9 protein-coding genes and 2 pseudogenes are annotated in these 16,682 nt (G+C 61.9%); 8 read left to right on the top strand and 3 right to left on the bottom strand.

Annotated elements, in window-relative coordinates:
• Nucleotides 1-214: 214 nt before the first annotated feature.
• Nucleotides 215-3,031: an ATP-dependent Clp protease ATP-binding subunit gene (locus tag HND91_RS19445; RefSeq protein WP_181708273.1), complete on the top strand. Its 2,817-nt coding sequence runs from the start codon at nt 215-217 to the stop codon at nt 3,029-3,031.
• Nucleotides 3,032-3,583: 552 nt separating this feature from the next.
• Here HND91_RS19445 and HND91_RS19440 read toward each other — a convergent pair.
• Nucleotides 3,584-5,734, bottom strand: coding sequence for a putative bifunctional diguanylate cyclase/phosphodiesterase (locus HND91_RS19440; RefSeq protein ID WP_181708272.1), 2,151 nt, complete (start codon nt 5,732-5,734; stop codon nt 3,584-3,586).
• An 840-nt stretch (nt 5,735-6,574) separates the two neighbouring features.
• Between HND91_RS19440 and HND91_RS19435 the strand changes: the two genes are divergently transcribed.
• The 3 genes from HND91_RS19435 (at nt 6,575) to HND91_RS19425 (ending at nt 9,510) form a co-directional block, all read left to right on the top strand.
• Nucleotides 6,575-7,746, top strand: a protein-coding gene (locus HND91_RS19435) for an IS3 family transposase (protein ID WP_246329587.1) whose coding sequence is annotated in 2 segments (ribosomal slippage) — nt 6,575-6,836 and nt 6,836-7,746 — 1,173 coding nt in all. Because the reading frame shifts where the segments join, the coding sequence is not laid out codon by codon here.
• A gap of 1,216 nt (nt 7,747-8,962) precedes the next feature.
• Nucleotides 8,963-9,313 carry a helix-turn-helix domain-containing protein gene (locus HND91_RS19430; protein ID WP_181708271.1) on the top strand — a complete coding sequence of 117 codons (351 nt, stop codon included), beginning with the start codon at nt 8,963-8,965 and terminating at the stop codon, nt 9,311-9,313.
• On the top strand, nt 9,313-9,510 hold the full coding sequence (locus HND91_RS19425) for an IS3 family transposase (protein ID WP_181708270.1): 198 nt from the start codon (nt 9,313-9,315) through the stop codon (nt 9,508-9,510). The genes HND91_RS19430 and HND91_RS19425 overlap by 1 nt, the downstream gene beginning before the upstream one ends.
• Before the next feature lie 299 nt (nt 9,511-9,809).
• Here the strand turns inward: HND91_RS19425 and HND91_RS19420 are convergent.
• A pseudogene (locus tag HND91_RS19420) lies at nt 9,810-10,103 on the bottom strand (Ros/MucR family transcriptional regulator); the annotation flags it as partial.
• A gap of 382 nt (nt 10,104-10,485) precedes the next feature.
• Between HND91_RS19420 and HND91_RS19415 the strand changes: the two are divergent.
• The 3 genes and pseudogenes from HND91_RS19415 to HND91_RS19405 form a co-directional block, all read left to right on the top strand.
• Nucleotides 10,486-10,737 (top strand): hypothetical protein, encoded by a 252-nt coding sequence (locus HND91_RS19415; protein WP_181708269.1) that lies wholly within the window; start codon nt 10,486-10,488, stop codon nt 10,735-10,737.
• 187 nt (nt 10,738-10,924) lie between these two features.
• Nucleotides 10,925-11,776, top strand: coding sequence for a transglutaminase family protein (locus tag HND91_RS19410; protein WP_181708268.1), 852 nt, complete (start codon nt 10,925-10,927; stop codon nt 11,774-11,776).
• 233 nt (nt 11,777-12,009) lie between these two features.
• A pseudogene (locus HND91_RS19405) lies at nt 12,010-12,270 on the top strand (integrase core domain-containing protein); the annotation flags it as partial.
• Between the two features lie 834 nt (nt 12,271-13,104).
• Here the strand turns inward: HND91_RS19405 and HND91_RS19400 are convergent.
• The gene (locus HND91_RS19400; RefSeq protein ID WP_181708267.1) at nt 13,105-15,063 is read right to left on the bottom strand and encodes a sensor histidine kinase; all 1,959 of its coding nucleotides are present in this window, start codon (nt 15,061-15,063) and stop codon (nt 13,105-13,107) included.
• Between the two features lie 376 nt (nt 15,064-15,439).
• Here HND91_RS19400 and HND91_RS19395 point away from each other — a divergent pair, with 376 nt between their 5' ends.
• Nucleotides 15,440-16,459 carry an IS110 family RNA-guided transposase gene (locus HND91_RS19395; RefSeq protein WP_181708266.1) on the top strand — a complete coding sequence of 340 codons (1,020 nt, stop codon included), beginning with the start codon at nt 15,440-15,442 and terminating at the stop codon, nt 16,457-16,459.
• Nucleotides 16,460-16,682 lie beyond the last annotated feature (223 nt).

Genomic DNA, 16,682 nt, shown 5'->3' with positions numbered 1-16,682 from the left:
ATCGCGGCTTAGTTGCCTTTGAAACCGCGGGCGGGACGAAGGAAGCCCGTCAGCGCAGTTCGTTCCTGCGTAAAATCCCTGAGGAACCGACCGGACTGCGTGTTGACCCGCGCACCTGATAACCTGCGGGCCGAACTGAACTCTGCACCGCGGCGAGCGTCTACTGAACGACGGAACGCGTGGGGGCGTGGCACAGCCAGCAAGGAGCCATGCCATGGCTGACGGACTGTGCGACATCTGTGGCATTCGGCCTGCGACTGTTCGTGCGCAGGTGGTCAGCAACGGCCAGCGCCAGACCATGGAACTCTGCGACGTCGATTACCGTCGTCTGGCGCGACAGCAGCGGCCGAGTTCGCCGCTCGAGTCCCTCTTCGGCGGGCGCGGCAGTCTGTTCGACGACTTCTTCGGGAACGACTTATTCGGCGAGAGCGGAGGGAGCGCGAGGCGAAACGGCGACCGTGGGGCGGCGTCCGTCGGGGAGGACGGCACGTCGGTTCCCGCCCGATCCGGGCGAGGACGCACGCGCGGCGCGGCAGCGGTGGGGGACCGTCTGAGCGAGCATGCCGAGGAGATCCTGCAATCGGCCGCCCGGCGGGCCCGCGAATTCGGCCGGCGCGAGGTCGACACCGAACATCTCCTGCTGGCACTGACCGAAAGCGACGTCGTCCGCACCATCCTCGGTCAGTTCAAGGTTTCGCCAGACGAACTGCGCGACCAGATCACCCGGGAAAGTCCCCAAGGTGATTTGGATCCGGAGGACGGCGGCGAGATCGGCGTCTCGCCTCGGGTCAAAAGCGCCCTGTCGCGGGCCTTCGCGGCTTCGGGGGAGTTCGGCCACTCTTACGTCGGCCCCGAGCACCTGCTCATCGGACTAGCCGAGGAAGCGGAGGGAATCGGACCCGACGTCCTGAACCGCTACGGCCTCACGCCGCAGGCCATCCGGCAGCAGGTCACCAAGGTGGTCGGCCGCGGCGCCGAGGAAGGGCGGGTCGACCCGCCCACCAACACCGCCAACCTCGACAAGTATTCGCGCGATCTCACCAGGCTCGCTCGCGAAGGCAAGCTCGATCCGGTGATCGGCCGGTCCAAGGAGATCGAGACCACCATCGAGGTTCTGGCCCGGCGCAAGAAGAACAATCCCGTCCTCATCGGCGAGCCTGGCGTCGGCAAGACCGCCATTGTCGAAGGTCTCGCGCAACGCATCATCGCGGGCGAAGTACCGGAGAGCCTGCGCGACAAGCGTCTCGTCGAACTCTCAATCAACTCCCTGGTGGCCGGCTCCAAGTACCGCGGCGAATTCGAGGAGCGCGTCCAGCAGATCCTCAAGGAGGTGACCGAGCGCGAGGACGAGCTGGTCCTGTTCATCGACGAAATCCACACCATCGTCGGTGCCGGCCAGGGCGGCGGCGAAGGCGGGCTTGATATCGCCAACGTCTTTAAGCCCGCGCTCGCCCGTGGCGAGCTCAACCTTATCGGTGCGACGACGCTCAACGAGTACCAGAAGTACATCGAGAAGGATGCGGCCCTGGAGCGCCGCTTCCAGCCGATCTTCGTGCCCGAGCCGACGGTCGCCCAGACCATCATCATCCTGCGCGGCCTGCGCGATACCCTGGAGGCGCATCACAAGGTCACGATCACGGACGAGGCCATCATCGCTGCGGCGGAACTGTCCGACCGCTACGTGACCGGACGCTTTCTGCCCGACAAGGCGATCGACCTGATCGATCAGGCCGGTGCCCGCGTGAAGATCTCGGCCACGGCCCGGCCCCCGGACGTGCAGGACATCGAGGCCGAGGTGCGGCAGCTCAAGCGCGAGCAGGATTACGCCTCATCCCGGAAGCACTTCGACCGCGCGTCGGAAATCCAGGCCCGGCACGATGCGCGCAACAAGGACCTCCAGGATGCGACCGAACGCTGGCGGCGGGAACGCGGATCGGCTTCAACTGAGGTGCGCACCGAGCATATCGCCCAGGTCGTATCCAAGCTCACCGGCGTGCCGGTCACCGAACTCACGACCGAAGAGCGCCAGCGCCTGGTCAAGATGGAAGAGCGCCTGCGCCAGCGCGTGATCGGCCAGGAGGAGGCGGTCAAGGCGGTTAGCGATGCCGTGCGTCTGGCGCGTGCCGGCCTGCGGGAGGGCCGCCGGCCGATCGCAGCCTTCCTGTTTCTCGGGCCAACGGGCGTCGGAAAGACCGAACTGGCCAAGTCACTCGCAGAAACCGTCTTCGGCGAGGAAGACGCTATGATCCGCATCGACATGTCGGAGTACATGGAGCGCCACGCGGTCGCTCGCCTTATCGGCGCGCCTCCGGGCTACATTGGCTTCGAGGAAGGCGGGCAGCTGACCGAGCGCGTCCGCCGCCGCCCATACTCCGTGGTGTTGCTGGACGAGATCGAGAAGGCCCATCCGGACGTCTACAACGTGCTGCTGCAGGTTTTTGACGACGCGCGGCTGACCGACGGCAAAGGTCGCGTGGTCGATTTCTCGAACACGATCATCATCGCGACATCCAACCTGGGTTCCGACCTGATCCAGCGGCGTCTCGACGTGCGTGGCACGGACGAAGACGACCACGCCGGCCTCAAGCGCGAGCTGATGGACGTGCTCCGCGGCCGTTTCAGGCCGGAGTTCATCAACCGCATCGACGAGATCATCGTCTTCCATGCCCTGGCGCGGAGCGAGATCCGCTCCATTGTCGGGCTCCAGCTCGAGCGGGTGAAACGTGCCGCCCGTGGCCAGGGCGTCGAGCTCGAGATCGAAGGCAGCCTCGTCGACCACCTGGCGGAAGCTGGTTTCCGGCCGGAGTTCGGGGCGCGCGAGCTGCGGCGCCTCATCCGCACCGAGTTGGAGACCCAGCTTGCACGCGCGATGCTGACGGACGAGGTTCACGAAGGCGACCGAGTGCTCGCGCGGTGGGACGACAACCAACACAAGACCGTGCTGGAACCCCGGCCCAAAGCCGAAGACGCCCAAACGGAAGCGGACAGCCAGAGCGGCACAATACGGCCGAGCCGAGGGCAAGGCTCCTAATCCAGAGCTGGCGATCGAGCCAGTAGCAAAGGATGGTACTCACCGCTCCATTCCGACCCGGGGGCCGAAGACGGCGGGTTCGAACCCGCACTGCTCCATGGAACTATGGATGCGGCGTTCGCGGGTCGTCCCTGTTCAGTGACCTCGCCGCCTAGTAGTGATTGTGAGCGCCCATGCGCCGAAGATGTCCGCTCCTGGCGCGAAGCTGACGCCGTCGCCGCTCCCTCACAGGCAGTTCTGTACCAGAGGTACTGCATGACATTTGCACTGTTTGTAACACCCTGTGTTCTAGCGTGCCGTACAACATGCTCATATCATGCCACATTGATTGACAACCGATGCCGCCGCCTACATCACAGGGCAGAACATCCGCGTCGACGGAGGACTGATGCGCTCGATCTGAGGCGGCCGCAGTACAACGTGTCGTGCCGATCCTACTTCGCCCCGGTACATATGCCTGCAGCACCTCGGAGAACGATTGCGGTTCGCGGTAGTAAGCGCAGGGGAATGTAGCGGGCCATAGCGGCGAGCAGCATAGCCGGTCCTAATAATTCAGCGAGAAAGCTTGACCATTCTGGCCCGAGGGTGCCCCATCTTCGGTGCGTAACCCCGTACAAGAGCACGTGCTTCATTGGCGGGAACTGGCCTGCTGAACAGATAGCCCTGGCCGAACTCGCATCCCCGGTCGGCGAGTTTGGCTCGTGCTCCCTCGCTTTCGATACCTTCCGCGACAACCGCGATCCCGAGGCTCTCGGCCAAACCAAGGACGGCGTCGACGATCTTCTCGCTTTCAGGGTTCTCCGCCATCGTCATGATGAACGAGCGATCGATCTTAAGACGGTCAAACTTAAGTTCCCGCAGATGGTTCAAGCTGGAGTACCCGGTTCCGAAATCATCTAGCGCGACGCTGATGCCCAGTCCCCGAAACTCGCTGAGGACATGGCGCGCGCGGTCGACATCGCCCATCAGGGCTGTTTCGGTCACTTCGATCTCGAGGCGGGACGGGGGAAAGGCCTCGCGCGTGAGGACGGCCAGTATCCTGGTCGGCAGGAATGGATCCTGCAGCTGGAGCGGTGAGATGTTGAGGGAGAGGTCGACATCCCAGTCTCGGGTATCCTGGCAAGCGCGCGACAGCAGCCGGGTCGCAAGCTCGTCGGCTAGGCCGAGTTGCTCGATTACTGGGATGAACAGTTCAGGGGACACCGACCCCCGAGTCTCGTCGTTCCAGCGGGCGAGGATCTCGAACCCTCTGATGTGGCCGGACCTCAGGTCCAGGAGAGGTTGGTAGTAGGGCTCTATCGCGCCGGAGAGAAGACCGGCTCGGACATCCTCTTCTAGCTTTGCCCGGGCTTTCCGCTCTTCGTCCATCAGAGGCTCGAAGTTGCGGTATGTGTTCCGGCCACCCTGCTTGGCCCGGTACATGGCGATGTCCGCGGCGCGGAGCACTTCATCTGCATCGGTTCCGTCAGTGCTCAGGAGGGCGATACCGATGCTGGCCCCGATCTCGACCTCTGCGTCTCCGACCGAAATCGGTGTTCGCATCGACGCGATGACCTGCCCGGCGAAGCCCGTCGCGGTGCCCAAGACATTCGCGCGATCCTCCGGCCGAAACAGAATTGCGAACTCGTCTCCGCCGAGGCGCGCCACCATGTCATCCGGTCCCGCCAGACGCAGCAGCCTTTGGGCAACTTCGCAAAGCACTTGGTCGCCGGCGGCATGACCGTAGGTGTCGTTCACCGGCTTGAAACGATCGAGGTCGATCAACAGCACGGAGTACCCAACGGATGTGCCGTTCGGATCATCGATGGCGGATGCGAGTGCGGCAGAAAAGGTTCGGCGGTTCGGAAGACCGGTGAGCGCGTCATGCCTGGCCAGTTCCTCGGCCGCTCGCTGAGCCTCGACGACGGCTTGGTGGGCGAGTTCCAGGGCGGCCGCGTTTGCGCTGAAGACGCCAAAGGCGCGAGCAAGAACTCCGATTTCGTCCTGGCGATTGATGGCCGGAACGCCGGCATTCCGGTCCCCGGACGCAAGGCGCGCCAGTGCCGACGTCATCTCGCCCAGCGGACCGGTTACCCGCCGCTGCACGAAGACGAGCAGACCTGTCGCGAGGATGCCGATGGCGAGGGAAATGATCCCAACGGAAATCAGGATGACGTCGCTGACTTCATCCGCGCCTTGCGCGTCCTTGCTGGCAAGCTCATGATTTACCTTGACCAGCCGATCGACGGCTTTCTTTGTTGCTGTGTAGAGCGCGTGCAGTTCGCTCCCGTCTCGGGCCGGTCCGTCGTCGTTTCCGGCAAAATCAGCGACGACCCACACCCGGTTAGCTCGCCTGTAGTCATGGAACGCGACGAGGAACGCGTGGACTTCCTCGTTGGGTTTTTCGTTGCTCAGCAGGGAGGAGTATTCATCCAGAAGGTCTCGGACCCTTATGGTGCTTTCCATGATCCGCTGCTGCGCCTCGACCCGGCCGTCCCGGTCGGGCGCGAGTGCACGCGAAATCTCCGCCATCCGGAACTCCGACACGGCGCTGCTGATCGCGCCGAGCAATTGGGTTCCGTTCAGCCATTTGCCTTCGAGAGCGTCGATCTTCTGGTCGACGATCCGCAAGCCACTCACGGTCGCGACGCCCATGATGACCAGCAGCACGACAAAAGCCGACATGCACCAGTTTATGGCGGCTTGGATTTTCAGGTTACCCATGGTGCTCTCGGCCCGGCATTGTATTCCGGACGTGAAGGTGCACTAAAACGATTAACTGCAGGTTCGAGCACCGGGCGGCGTGTTGGCTGCCCGGTTCGAACCGCCCGGCGAGCAAGACCGGCGATTCGACCGCATGATCTACTCGGTCATGCGGTTCCTCCGGCAGCATGTGGCAGAAGTTAACCGGCCTGTGTTAGACCGCCTCGGGTCCTGGTACTGCGACCTTGGGCTGGGGTGAAAGAAGCGCTTAGACGAGCCGGACTGGAGCTCAGATAAGATGTTTTGCTGCGCTCACGCCGACGGTTTGTTGCGCGCCCCGCAGCGAACCGTTGGCGCCGGCTGTGTGCACTCCAGGCCACGGCCGGCGCTTCCAAGTTCAAGCGTCCCGTAGGACATTCTCACCTGGGGAACCAATCAACATATGTTTGGTCATTCGGCTTAGAACGAGAGACGGATCGCTGTTCCGCGCCTCAACGGGGAGGCGGCTGAGGGGGCCACCAGCGTCAGTCGGTGCCCCCTTTTCACATCCAACGACCATCGTGAGAGGGGTACTCCGATGCAGATGGAATGGAAAACGGTGCCCGCCACTCTGGAATTCCAGAGTCATTGCGGAGGAGATGTCTTGGTCGGTGTTCATGATCGTCAGTGGTAGTGCCGCGAGCGTGGAAGGGTCGTGTCCCACTGCGTGGTGTAGTTCGACGGTAGCGAAGCTGCCTCGTCCCCCGCGGCACCTTGCGCTGTGTTGAGCGGTGCTGACCGAGCGTCTTGCAGGCGCGGTGACCTGCCTCTGCTTCTTTCCTCCACGTGGCGTTACAGTCCGGCCTGACGAGGGACGGACAGATGAAGCGAGCACGGTTCACTGAGGACCAGATCATCGGGGTGCTGAAGGAGCACGAGGCGGGCGCCAAGGCTGCGGACCTCGCGCGGAAGCACGGGATCTCCAAGGCGACGCTGTACAACTGGAAGGCCAAGTACGGCGGCATGGACGAGTCCGAAGCCAGGCGGCTGAAGACGCTCGAGGAAGAGAATACGAAGTTGAAGAAGCTGCTGGCGGAGTCGATGCTCGACGCGGCCGCGCTTCGTGAGCTTCTCGCAAAAAAATGTTAGGGCCCGCCGCCAAGCGCGAAGCGGTCGCGCATCTGAAGGCCGTGCTGGGCCTTTCGGAGCGACAGGCCTGCAGCATCGTGTCGGCAGATCGGACGATGATACGCTACCGCTCACAACGCCCGACGGACACGGCACTACGCGAGCGTCTGCGGGCTCTGGCGAACGAACGTCGCCGGTTTGGATACCGTCGCCTCTTCGTCCTCCTTCGCCGGGACGGCGAGCCGTCGGGCATCAACCGGATCTACCGGCTCTACCGCGAGGAGGGGCTGACGGTGAGGAAGCGGCGGGCCCGGCGGCGCGCTGTCGGTACCAGGGCGCCGATCCTCGTCGAGGCGAAGGCGAACGCCCGCTGGTCGGTCGACTTCGTCCATGACCAGTTGGCCTGCGGGCGGCGCTTTCGGGTCTTCAACGTCGTCGACGACGTGACCCGGAAGTGCCTTGTCGCGATTGCGGACACGTCGATCTCGGGGCGGCGTGTCGTGCGGGAACTGACGACCCTGATCGCCCGGCGTGGCAAGCCGGGCATGATCGTCTCCGATCATGGGACGGAGTTCACCTCAAACGTTATGCTCGCCTGGGCGGACGACTACAACCGGAGCCGACCTCACTCGGCTCTCGGCTACCAAACCCCGGCCGTCTACGCGGCTAATCTCACCGCAGTGGCCGATCAGCTGCTCAACGCCGAACAGCTCCGCCGATCAACCATTGCTCCAGCTGCGCCACATGGCGCACAATCCGCCGAGGTTCTAGTCGCCGCTGGATGCAGGTTTAGTGGCAGGTCAGATGCACCCGCCCTCAAACGATGCCCTCAAGCCATTATCACCTTCCGCCCCTACGGTCTGGTTCGAGGATCACCCGCCTTAGCTTGGCGATTTCGGCATCACGCTCGGCGAGTGCTCGTTTGAGCTCATTCGCCTCTGCGAGAGCGTGCAACAGTTTTTTTGCAAGATCTCCTACATCGCCGTACTTGCTTTGGTATGCGGCTGCAAGTTTCCAAGCTTGTCGATCCATCATACTGCCTCGCCGGCGATGTTCTCCGGGCAAGCCGCCTCGTGTGGTTCAGTTCACTCGAGAACGACGATTAACACTAGGATTCGGCGCATCGGAGCTTATTTTGATTGAGCATGAGATCGAGGCTCACGTCCTCGCTACGAAAATGGCTACAGGATAAAGCTCCGGCGCTGGGCACGGCGACGCGTGACGGGAAGCTGCAGAAAGACCAGTGCCCGCATTCGGAGATTAGCCCCTTCAATGGTCGTGAGGATCACCGGCACGACCTTCAGGCGAGCCGGGAAAACACTGCGCAAAAGTGCGTCGCCTGCGATCAGGCCTTGGCTGGTTTGACTCTGATGCGCTTGCATGTGGTGCCGAGCCTCGAGTCGAAGGCCACAGTAACAGCCGACAACTCCGATGCTCCTACAATGCCCTCGGCTCTGAGAGACTCCACCGCCTCTTCGATCAACTGATCCGAAATTTCGTCCGGCCTATACACGATAACCCGAACAGGATTAGATTCCCCAATGCGAGCACTGGAGTCCGGCCCGATTGATGCCTGCAGCGACTCGAGGATTTTGGCCCGGTCCATGTTTCACCAACTTCTTTGCTCATAGTCGTTCGACTAACTTATCGGCATATGTTCTTAGCGCCCGCACGCCGTCCTCAGAGGATCTTGTGCCTGCAACGGTTATTTCCCAAAGCCGCCCTATTTAGGGGCTAATTCCGAACCGGAATTGTTTCCTGACCACGTATAAAGACCTTAGCTGCAGACGTTGTCACGATATGTCCGGCTGTCTTCCAGACTAGTTTACCTACTAGAGCGTTTCCTCTTTAATTCATGTAGCGCGCTACCGTTCCATTCAGACTGTGCTGAACTTCAGCGAATTAACATATGTGAGTACTTTGCCGGGGGCGGTGCAGCGTTCGGATGCTGACCGCAATCCGGCGTGGTATAATGCTTGCTGGACGCCCGGTTTTGCCGGCGTAAAATTGGTGACTCGCCATCTAACTGTGTTTCGGGTGCGATTTTTACCCCGTGAGCGGGAGATCTGGAGTGGCCCTTGCGGCCGACAGGATCCGGTCTTCGAACTGACAGGGGTCCGGGCTTTCGAAGGATGAAAGCCCATGAGCAGACACTGCACCCATAGCACCGCGCTCAAACGGCAGGCCGCCCAGGAGTATCTGGCGGGCGAGACGCTCCACGCGCTCGGCAAACGGCACGACCTCTCGCGCAACCTCATCCGGATCTGGCTTGAGATGCATCAGGCCGGCGCCTTGGACGAGGAGGCGGTGGCGGCCGACGTGGGCCAGGAATACGAGACACGGACCGCTCCCCTGGAGCGGCTCGTCGGCAAGCAGGCCATGGAGCTCGAGCTTCTGAAGAAGGCTCTGAAAAACGCACCGCGCGCGCGAAGCGGCAGTACCTCCGTGATCACCGGCCCAACAATCTCTCCATCTCAGACGGATGCGAACTGATGGGGATCGCGCGCTCCACCTACTACTACGGAGAGGCCAAGGCCTGCGATGACACGGCCGTCGTCGAGGCGATCGCAGCCATCTGCGAAGCGTTCGAGAGCTACGGGTGGCGGCGCGTCCGCGCGGCGCTCTGGCATCAGGGTCTCGTCGTGAACTACAAGAAGATCAGGAGGTTGATACGCGAGCACGGCCTCTAACCCCGCACCCGCCGGTGTCACGTCGCGACCGCCGACAGTGACCACGACCACCCGATCTTTCCCAATCTCGTCGCGGACCGGCTCCCCGACGGTTCAGACCAGATAGTGAGATTGATGTTGGAATGCCAGGTCATGATCCAAAGCGTCGGCCCTGCATAAATCGTTGCCGGACGACATACTTCAGATCGTTGCCCGCAGTGAGCGCCAGCACGACGTAGCCCAAGGGAAAACTGCTTTTTGACCCTGAGAAACCTGGAGTGCTGCCGGCGAGAGCGGCTCCCGCCAGCTAGCTTCGACTATTACGCCGCAGGTTCGGCCTTCTTGCGGGGCGTCCGCTTAGGGGCAACCGCCGCGGTCACAGCCTTCTTCCGTTGCTGACCAAGGCCCATGCTCTTGGCGAGCTCCGATCGGGCCGCCGCATAGTTCGGCGCCACCATCGGATAGTTGACCGGCAGGCCCCACTTGGCCCGGTACTCGTCCGGCGACATGTTGTGGTGTGTGTGCAGGTGCCGCTTCAGCGATTTGAATTCTTTCCCATCCTCCAGGCACACGATGTAGTCCGGTGTTACGGACTTCTTGATTACTCCAAGCGGTTCGTGGCCGCCTTGTTCGACCGGGCACTTGTAGCATCACGAATGGTCAGGCGTCGCCAGAGCTGCGGCGGTGTGTTGTTTGCTAGAGGAAAAAATCAGGACAACATGCCCTGACGTATTGCATCCTGAACCGGCCCTGCGTGGGGCCACGCGCGGGGTGGAGCCGGCCGGCGCCTGCCAGTTCGCAATCACCTGCGGCGCCGGCCGGCTCTGAGCGATAGCGCGAAACGCCCCGCTACACGCATATCGCGAAGCGCTCTCTTAAATCACAAGCGGAACCAAGAAGCACAGCTAAGCCTTTTTTGCTCGTAATGGTCAACTTTCCGTCGTGCTGATGAGTTGTACGATGAGGGGAGGATCAGTTCAGCTTGAGGAGATTAGAATGTCACACTCCCAAGAAGCACTCGTGACCTTCACTCATCCATTCACCCTGACCGGTGTGGGCTGTGAGCAGGGCGCAGGAACGTATCGCGTCGTTACGGACAATGAGGAGGTTCCAGGCCTGTCCTTCCTCGCTTTCCGCCAAACCGTCCGTCTATTCACGCCGCCTATCGGCCATCGAGGCGGTCTGCAGGAAGTGTTTGAGATTGATCCCGGCGAGTTAGCGGCTGCCATTGAAGCCGACCGCCGCTGACCGGCGGTATGCGGTCATCCGTTGCCCTACAACATTGGATGCCCGGCATGCTTAGGCTGCAACGCGAGGGGATAGCTTGCCCGATTTTGATCTCGGAGATAGCCAGCCCACTCAGGAGACTAGGTAATCCGCAGTGTCGTCGGGCATGATCCACTTACAGCGTGGCGATTGCGACCGGACAGGGAAGATGGACGACATGCGAATTCGACACCGGACGATTTATCGCTATAACGCTCCCGTCGCGCTCAACCCTCATCGTCTGCTCCTGCGTCCTCGGGACGGGCTTGCGGTGCATGTCCGCCGATGCGACCTGCAGACAACCCCCCAAGCGTCGCTGAGTTGGGCCGAAGATGCGCTTGGAAACGCGGTCGCGACGGCAACCTTCTCGTCCATGGCGGATCACCTCGTTATCGAGAGCGACGTGGATCTGGCCGTCTCGTCGCCGCCTTGGCCTGTTTTTGATATCGCCGGCTCCGTAATCCAACACCCGTTTTCCTATGCCTCTGCGGACATACGGGACCTTGGAAGCTTGATTGTGTCTAGCTATCCCGATCCCAACGGTGTGCTAGCCAACTGGGCGCGTGGCTTTGTTGCGAGCGCCCCGACCAATTCCCTAGCGCTGCTTCGCGACATCAACTTTGGGATTGCCGGAGCCTTCTCGTATGAGGCCCGGGAGCCGGAAGGCACGCAGGCTCCACTCGAAACGCTAGAAAACAAGCGAGGCTCCTGCCGGGATTTCGCTGTTCTCTTCGTTGAGGCCGTGCGCTCGCTTGGGTTCGCTGCACGACTGGTGTCCGGCTACTATCACGACCGAAACGCATCAGGTCCGGCCCGTTCGACCCATGCGTGGAGCGAAGTTTTCCTTCCAGGGGCTGGCTGGATCGCCTTCGATCCGACAAACGCCGCCATGGGAAGCTTTAACTTGGTCCCTGTCGCAATTGGAGCCGACATGGACCGGATCATGCCAGTCAGTGGGAGCTTCACAGGTCCATCCGGTGCCTACATCGGGATGACGGTCGAGGTTTATATGTCCGACTGACAGATTTCGCGGGGTGACGCTCCGCCCGATGCAGGCGCCCACTAGAGGACAGTTGATGAGGCGCGGGATCGCTCAAAAGGAGGCCCCCCGGTGGCAGCAGGGGGCTTCCTTCATTAGCTATGCCTCGAGCGGAAATCACCGGCCGATTGGGAGCAATAAATTTGTTGATTTTCCGCTCCTACCACCGTTTGAACTTTGGATACGGTTCGGGCGGAGACGGTAGCTTGAGGGGATTGTGGGCTTATGCCCACGGCGTCGCCCGGGACTTCTCCCGTCCAGGTAAGCCGACCGACAACGCCTTCGCAGAAGCCTTTAACAGCCGCATTCGGAGCGAGTGCATGAACGCGCACTGGTTCCTGACCCTTGCCGACGCGCGCGAAAAGTTGGAGGCTTGGTGCAGCTACTACAACGAGGAGCGCCCGCATGGGGCGATCGGGAACAAGGTCCCGATCTCGTTGCAGAACCCCGGTGGCACAGCCAGCCCGCCACCGTGATGAAGACCGGAAACTCTAACATCCGGCGCTCCAACGTTGGGGTTCGGTCCAACGTCAGGCCGGACTCTAACCCGACGTGGAGGAAAGAAGCAGTGGCAGATCACTCCAACACCAACGCCCATTCCCTTTAGAACCGCCAGCAAGTCCGCCGACATCGGCGTGGGCGACAATGCTCGACGCGTTTGCCCGCGCCGACATTGACCACGAACCCGGGCGCCGGGACGAGGGAGAAGATTGCGGGCTTAACCGCACTCGGTTCGTTACGCAACGAGCAGTCACCCCGCCAACACGCAGGTCTTCGGCTTCTCTTCCCTAGAGAGGCGCTGGCGTTCCAACACCATTGTGGTCTGGCCTAGCGCGGCGAACTCGTCCACAAAGACGTCGTATCGCTCCCAAGCTGCGGCAAGTACGGCCTCCGCTCCGTTAAAGGTGTCCTCCGCCGAGGCCTACGCGGCCTCCACATTCTGCATCAGTTGCAGCACCTCATCGTGACTGGCCGTGCTAAGTACCTCCGACCGCTTGAGTGGCCATGAAACTGGCAGTCGGCAACCGCGGCCGGACAACCCGGCGCTCATTGCCGTAGTCGTGCCGTGACCGTGGTGCGCGTGCCCTGTACCATTAAAAGCTTAACGGGCTACCGCTGCACCTAGACACATCAGCGTTCGCGCGGCAGTGTCATTCGGCACATCCTTCGGTCTAGCGAGGAGCGCCAAGGAGACCATGGTTTTCTGTTAAGAGCCTGCCGTCCAGCGGTGGATAGGCACGGAAGGCATCGCAACAGACGATGGCGCGCGGAAGTCCTCACATGGGTTGCGCTACGACTTCCACTGCAACTTAGGCCGCAGCGGCATTCGCCGAGTCCAGCCGCACCCTTATGGAGAAATGGAGCCCGTTCTCCTTAAATTCTGATCGGCCCTCGCCGATGGATGCGATTGTCCGTTCAATAAGGCGCGATCCGAACCCGCGGGACGTGGGTTGGACGATAGGCACTGCCGCCGACTCCACCCATTCCAACTCAAGCGAGGGGCCAGCACCCTCCCGCCACCAGATTGAGAGTCGCCCGCCCTCGTGCGAGAGGGCACCGTACTTTACCGAATTTGTAGTCATCTCGTGCGTGATCAGGCATAGCGAGACCGCTACCTCGGCCGGAATGCGGATGTCTGGCCCGGTCATCTCGAGGCGACCTGGTTCCGCAAAATGGGACAACTCCGCGTCCAGAATGTCCCTTAAATTGACCGGTAGCCACGAGCTGCGGGTCAGTAGGTCATGCGTGCGCGCGAGGGCGGCAAGGCGATCAGTGAACTTATCGCTGAACTCCTGGCCGCCGTGCACCCCCTTTGCAGTCTGCATCCCGATTGCCTGCACCACGCTCAGGGTGTTCTTCACGCGGTGGTTCAACTCAGCAACGAGGACCTCCTGCCGCCGTGCGGCTAATCTCCGCTCGGTGACGTCAGCGGCCGCAAGCAACCGCAGAGCTCGACCGTCAGGAAGCGTTCCAAGGGCAACGACGCCGAACTCCCAGAATAGTGGCTCGCCATCCACATTCCTTAGCTCCCGCTCTGCCCGGGTCGATCTGCCGCCGTCTGGAACAGAAAATGGGTTTAGGACAGGGTCTACTTCGCCCTCCAGCTCGCGTCCGAAGGCGTTCCGGACCCACTCTCTTGCGCACCGGGTTGGCGTATGGCCGGAAAGGGTCCACCAGCTCTCGCTGGCTTCTATAATTTCCCCGCCCTCCGCCTGGAGCAGGAGAGGATAGGGCGCTTGTCCGATGATCGTATGAAGCCTTTCCTGGCGTGTTTTTAGCTCCGTGCCCATTCGGTCGAGCGCTTCCGCAATTTCGGCGAATTCGCGGCCCGACGGCCGAGCGGAGTTTGTTTCCCGGCGTCCTTCGCGCCAAGCGTCCGCGATCCCGATCAAGTGCGAGACTGGGCGGCGGACGAAATATCGCCCTGCTGCAATCGCGCTAGTCACCGACGCGAGAAGGCCGACCGCAACGACAGCGAGACTCTGTATCCGGGACCGGTTCACGGCCGCGAAGGCGGCCTCCTTCAGGACGCCCGAACTGACATAAAGCCCCCGGATAGGAGGAGCGCCCGCCGGAACGTAAGCAAGGATGCGGGTCGCGCCATCCTGGCTGAGCACTTCGGCCGTGCCCGGAGTGGAGCCCGTGACCCACGGCAGAAACTGGTCAGGTATTTTATGTCCTATAAACTGGCTGGGCAGGGGGTTCCTGGCGAGGATCACTCCCTGGCGGTCTGCGACAGTCAGAGAGCTGCCAGGCGTCAGGTCCCATTGCTCAACGATCCTGCTCAGGTATTCAAGATCCAGATAGGCGATGGCCATGTTCCTGATCGAGCCATTTTGCGCATGGTTCGGCTGAGCGATCGGTAGCACCTGACGCCCTGTCACCCTATCCACGGTGTACAGACCGACATGCGTCTCGTGGGACGCGAGCGCCTCCTTAAAGTATTCCCGATCCGAAAAATTCGGCTGACCTTCAACAAGATGGTTGCGACATATCAAGGCGCCGTCGGGACCGACAACCCCGATCGAGTAGGTCTGCGGCAGTCGGCGTACGACCTCAGACAAATATGCCGTGCATTGCTCTCGGGTGCCCAGGACGGCTGGTGACACTGCAACGGCCACAAGCATCGTCCTCACGCTTTCAATGAGTCGCCCCATCTCCGAAGCGGCGCCCTGAGCCTGACGGCGGACCTGATCGGCCACCTCTACCTCGCGGGCGGACCTGAGCTCATGTTCAAGGAAAATGACGACCGCCGCGACCGGAAACATCGCGATAACCGCAAATAGCACGAGACGTTGACTTAGGCTCACTCGGCCCTCGCTTAGCGACCATAGCTTCAATGAGACTGTATAGCTGAAATGGTTTACGCCGTTGATCCGGTTCGAATTGACAGGGACCCAGGGCTCCGAAGAACGCGCCGCGTACCTGCCGAGAGTTATCGAAAGCCGCGGGGGAGGCTTGGTGACCTTGCCCCCTGGAATGCCCTCGCTCAGAAGCTAGGATCCGTCGATGAGGAGACGCAGAATGCGCAAGAGCCGGTTCAGCGAGGAGATGGGGTATTCGGTCTCGATCGCGTGACCCTGTTTGCTTAAGCGCGTTGGTATCTGCACGATGTCAGGCCGAATCCGACCAGGGAGGAGCGCTATGGTCTACGTCGGCCTCGATGTCTCGCTGAACTCCGTTGCGATCTGCGTGATCGACGGCGGCGGTAAGGTCGTCCGCGAAGGGACCACGTCTGCGGACCCGCCCTCGATCGCTGGTTTTCTCGGGCCGTGGTCAGGCGCGATCGAGCGGGTGGGCCTCGAGGCGGGGCCGACGTCGGAGTGGCTAACCGCCAATTTGCTGAAGCTGGGCTTTCCCGCTGTGAGCATGGAAGCGCGCCAGGTCAAGGCAGCGCTCCTTGCGATGCCTGTGAAAACGGATCGGAACGACGCCCGCGGCATTGCTCAAGTGGCCAGGACTGGATGGTTCAAGCCGGTCCACGTCAAGAGCATCGACAGTCAGCAGGCGCGCACCCTCGCCGGCGCTCGCAAGCACGTCGTTCGTTCTGTTGCCGCTGCTGAACATGTCATTCGAGGGTTGCTGCGTCCCTTCGGGCTGAAGGTAGGAGTGGTGTCGCGGATATCGTTCGCCGCACGTGTCCGCGATCTGGTCGCAGGAGACGCCATGTTGGCTTCGATCATGGAGCCGCTTCTCGCCGCACGCGAGGCGCTGATGCGGGAGTATGCCCGACTGCATCGCCTTGTACTGAAGATTGTCCGCGGTGACGCCGCCTGCCGCCGCATGATGACGATGCCGGGAATAGGTCCAGTCTCCGCGTTGACGTTCCGCTCGACCGTCGACGACCCGCATCGGTTCCGACATTCCCGATCAGTGGGTGCCTACCTCGGACTCACTCCGCGCCGGTACCAATCCGGAGAGGTTGACCGGGTGGGGCGAATTACAAAGGTGGGCGATGGAGAGACGCGTACGGCTCTGTTCGAGGCTGCGAACGTCGTCCTGAGACCATCGACCCGATGGTCGCCCATCAAGGCCTGGGCCGTCCGCATCGCGCAACGACAGGGCACCAAGCGAGCAAAGGTGGCCCTGGCGAGAAAGATGGCGGTCGTCCTCCACCGCATGTGGGTCGACGAAACCGAGTTCCGTTGGACTGCGGCGGCGTAGTCCCCCGACGCTGGTCCTCGAGGCGCCCGTCGCGGGGCGTGGGATGGTTGAGTTCGCATGATCTGTCGTGGCGCTCGCCTACCAGCGGGCAACTACGCCGAAGAGCTTGGACCGACCATCCACCGAATCCCATCATGTGGCGGCTCGCCCGACCACGGACAGAAGCAAGGAACCCGCGGCGCGCTCCGGAAACGGCCTTGACGGAGATAGACCGAATACAGAA

The sequence above is a fragment of the Chthonobacter rhizosphaerae genome (assembly GCF_013839525.1).
Taxonomy (GTDB): Bacteria; Pseudomonadota; Alphaproteobacteria; order Rhizobiales; family Pleomorphomonadaceae; genus Chthonobacter; species Chthonobacter rhizosphaerae.
Note: the sequence above shows the minus strand (reverse complement) of the source record. Positions and strands in the feature narration are given on the sequence as shown.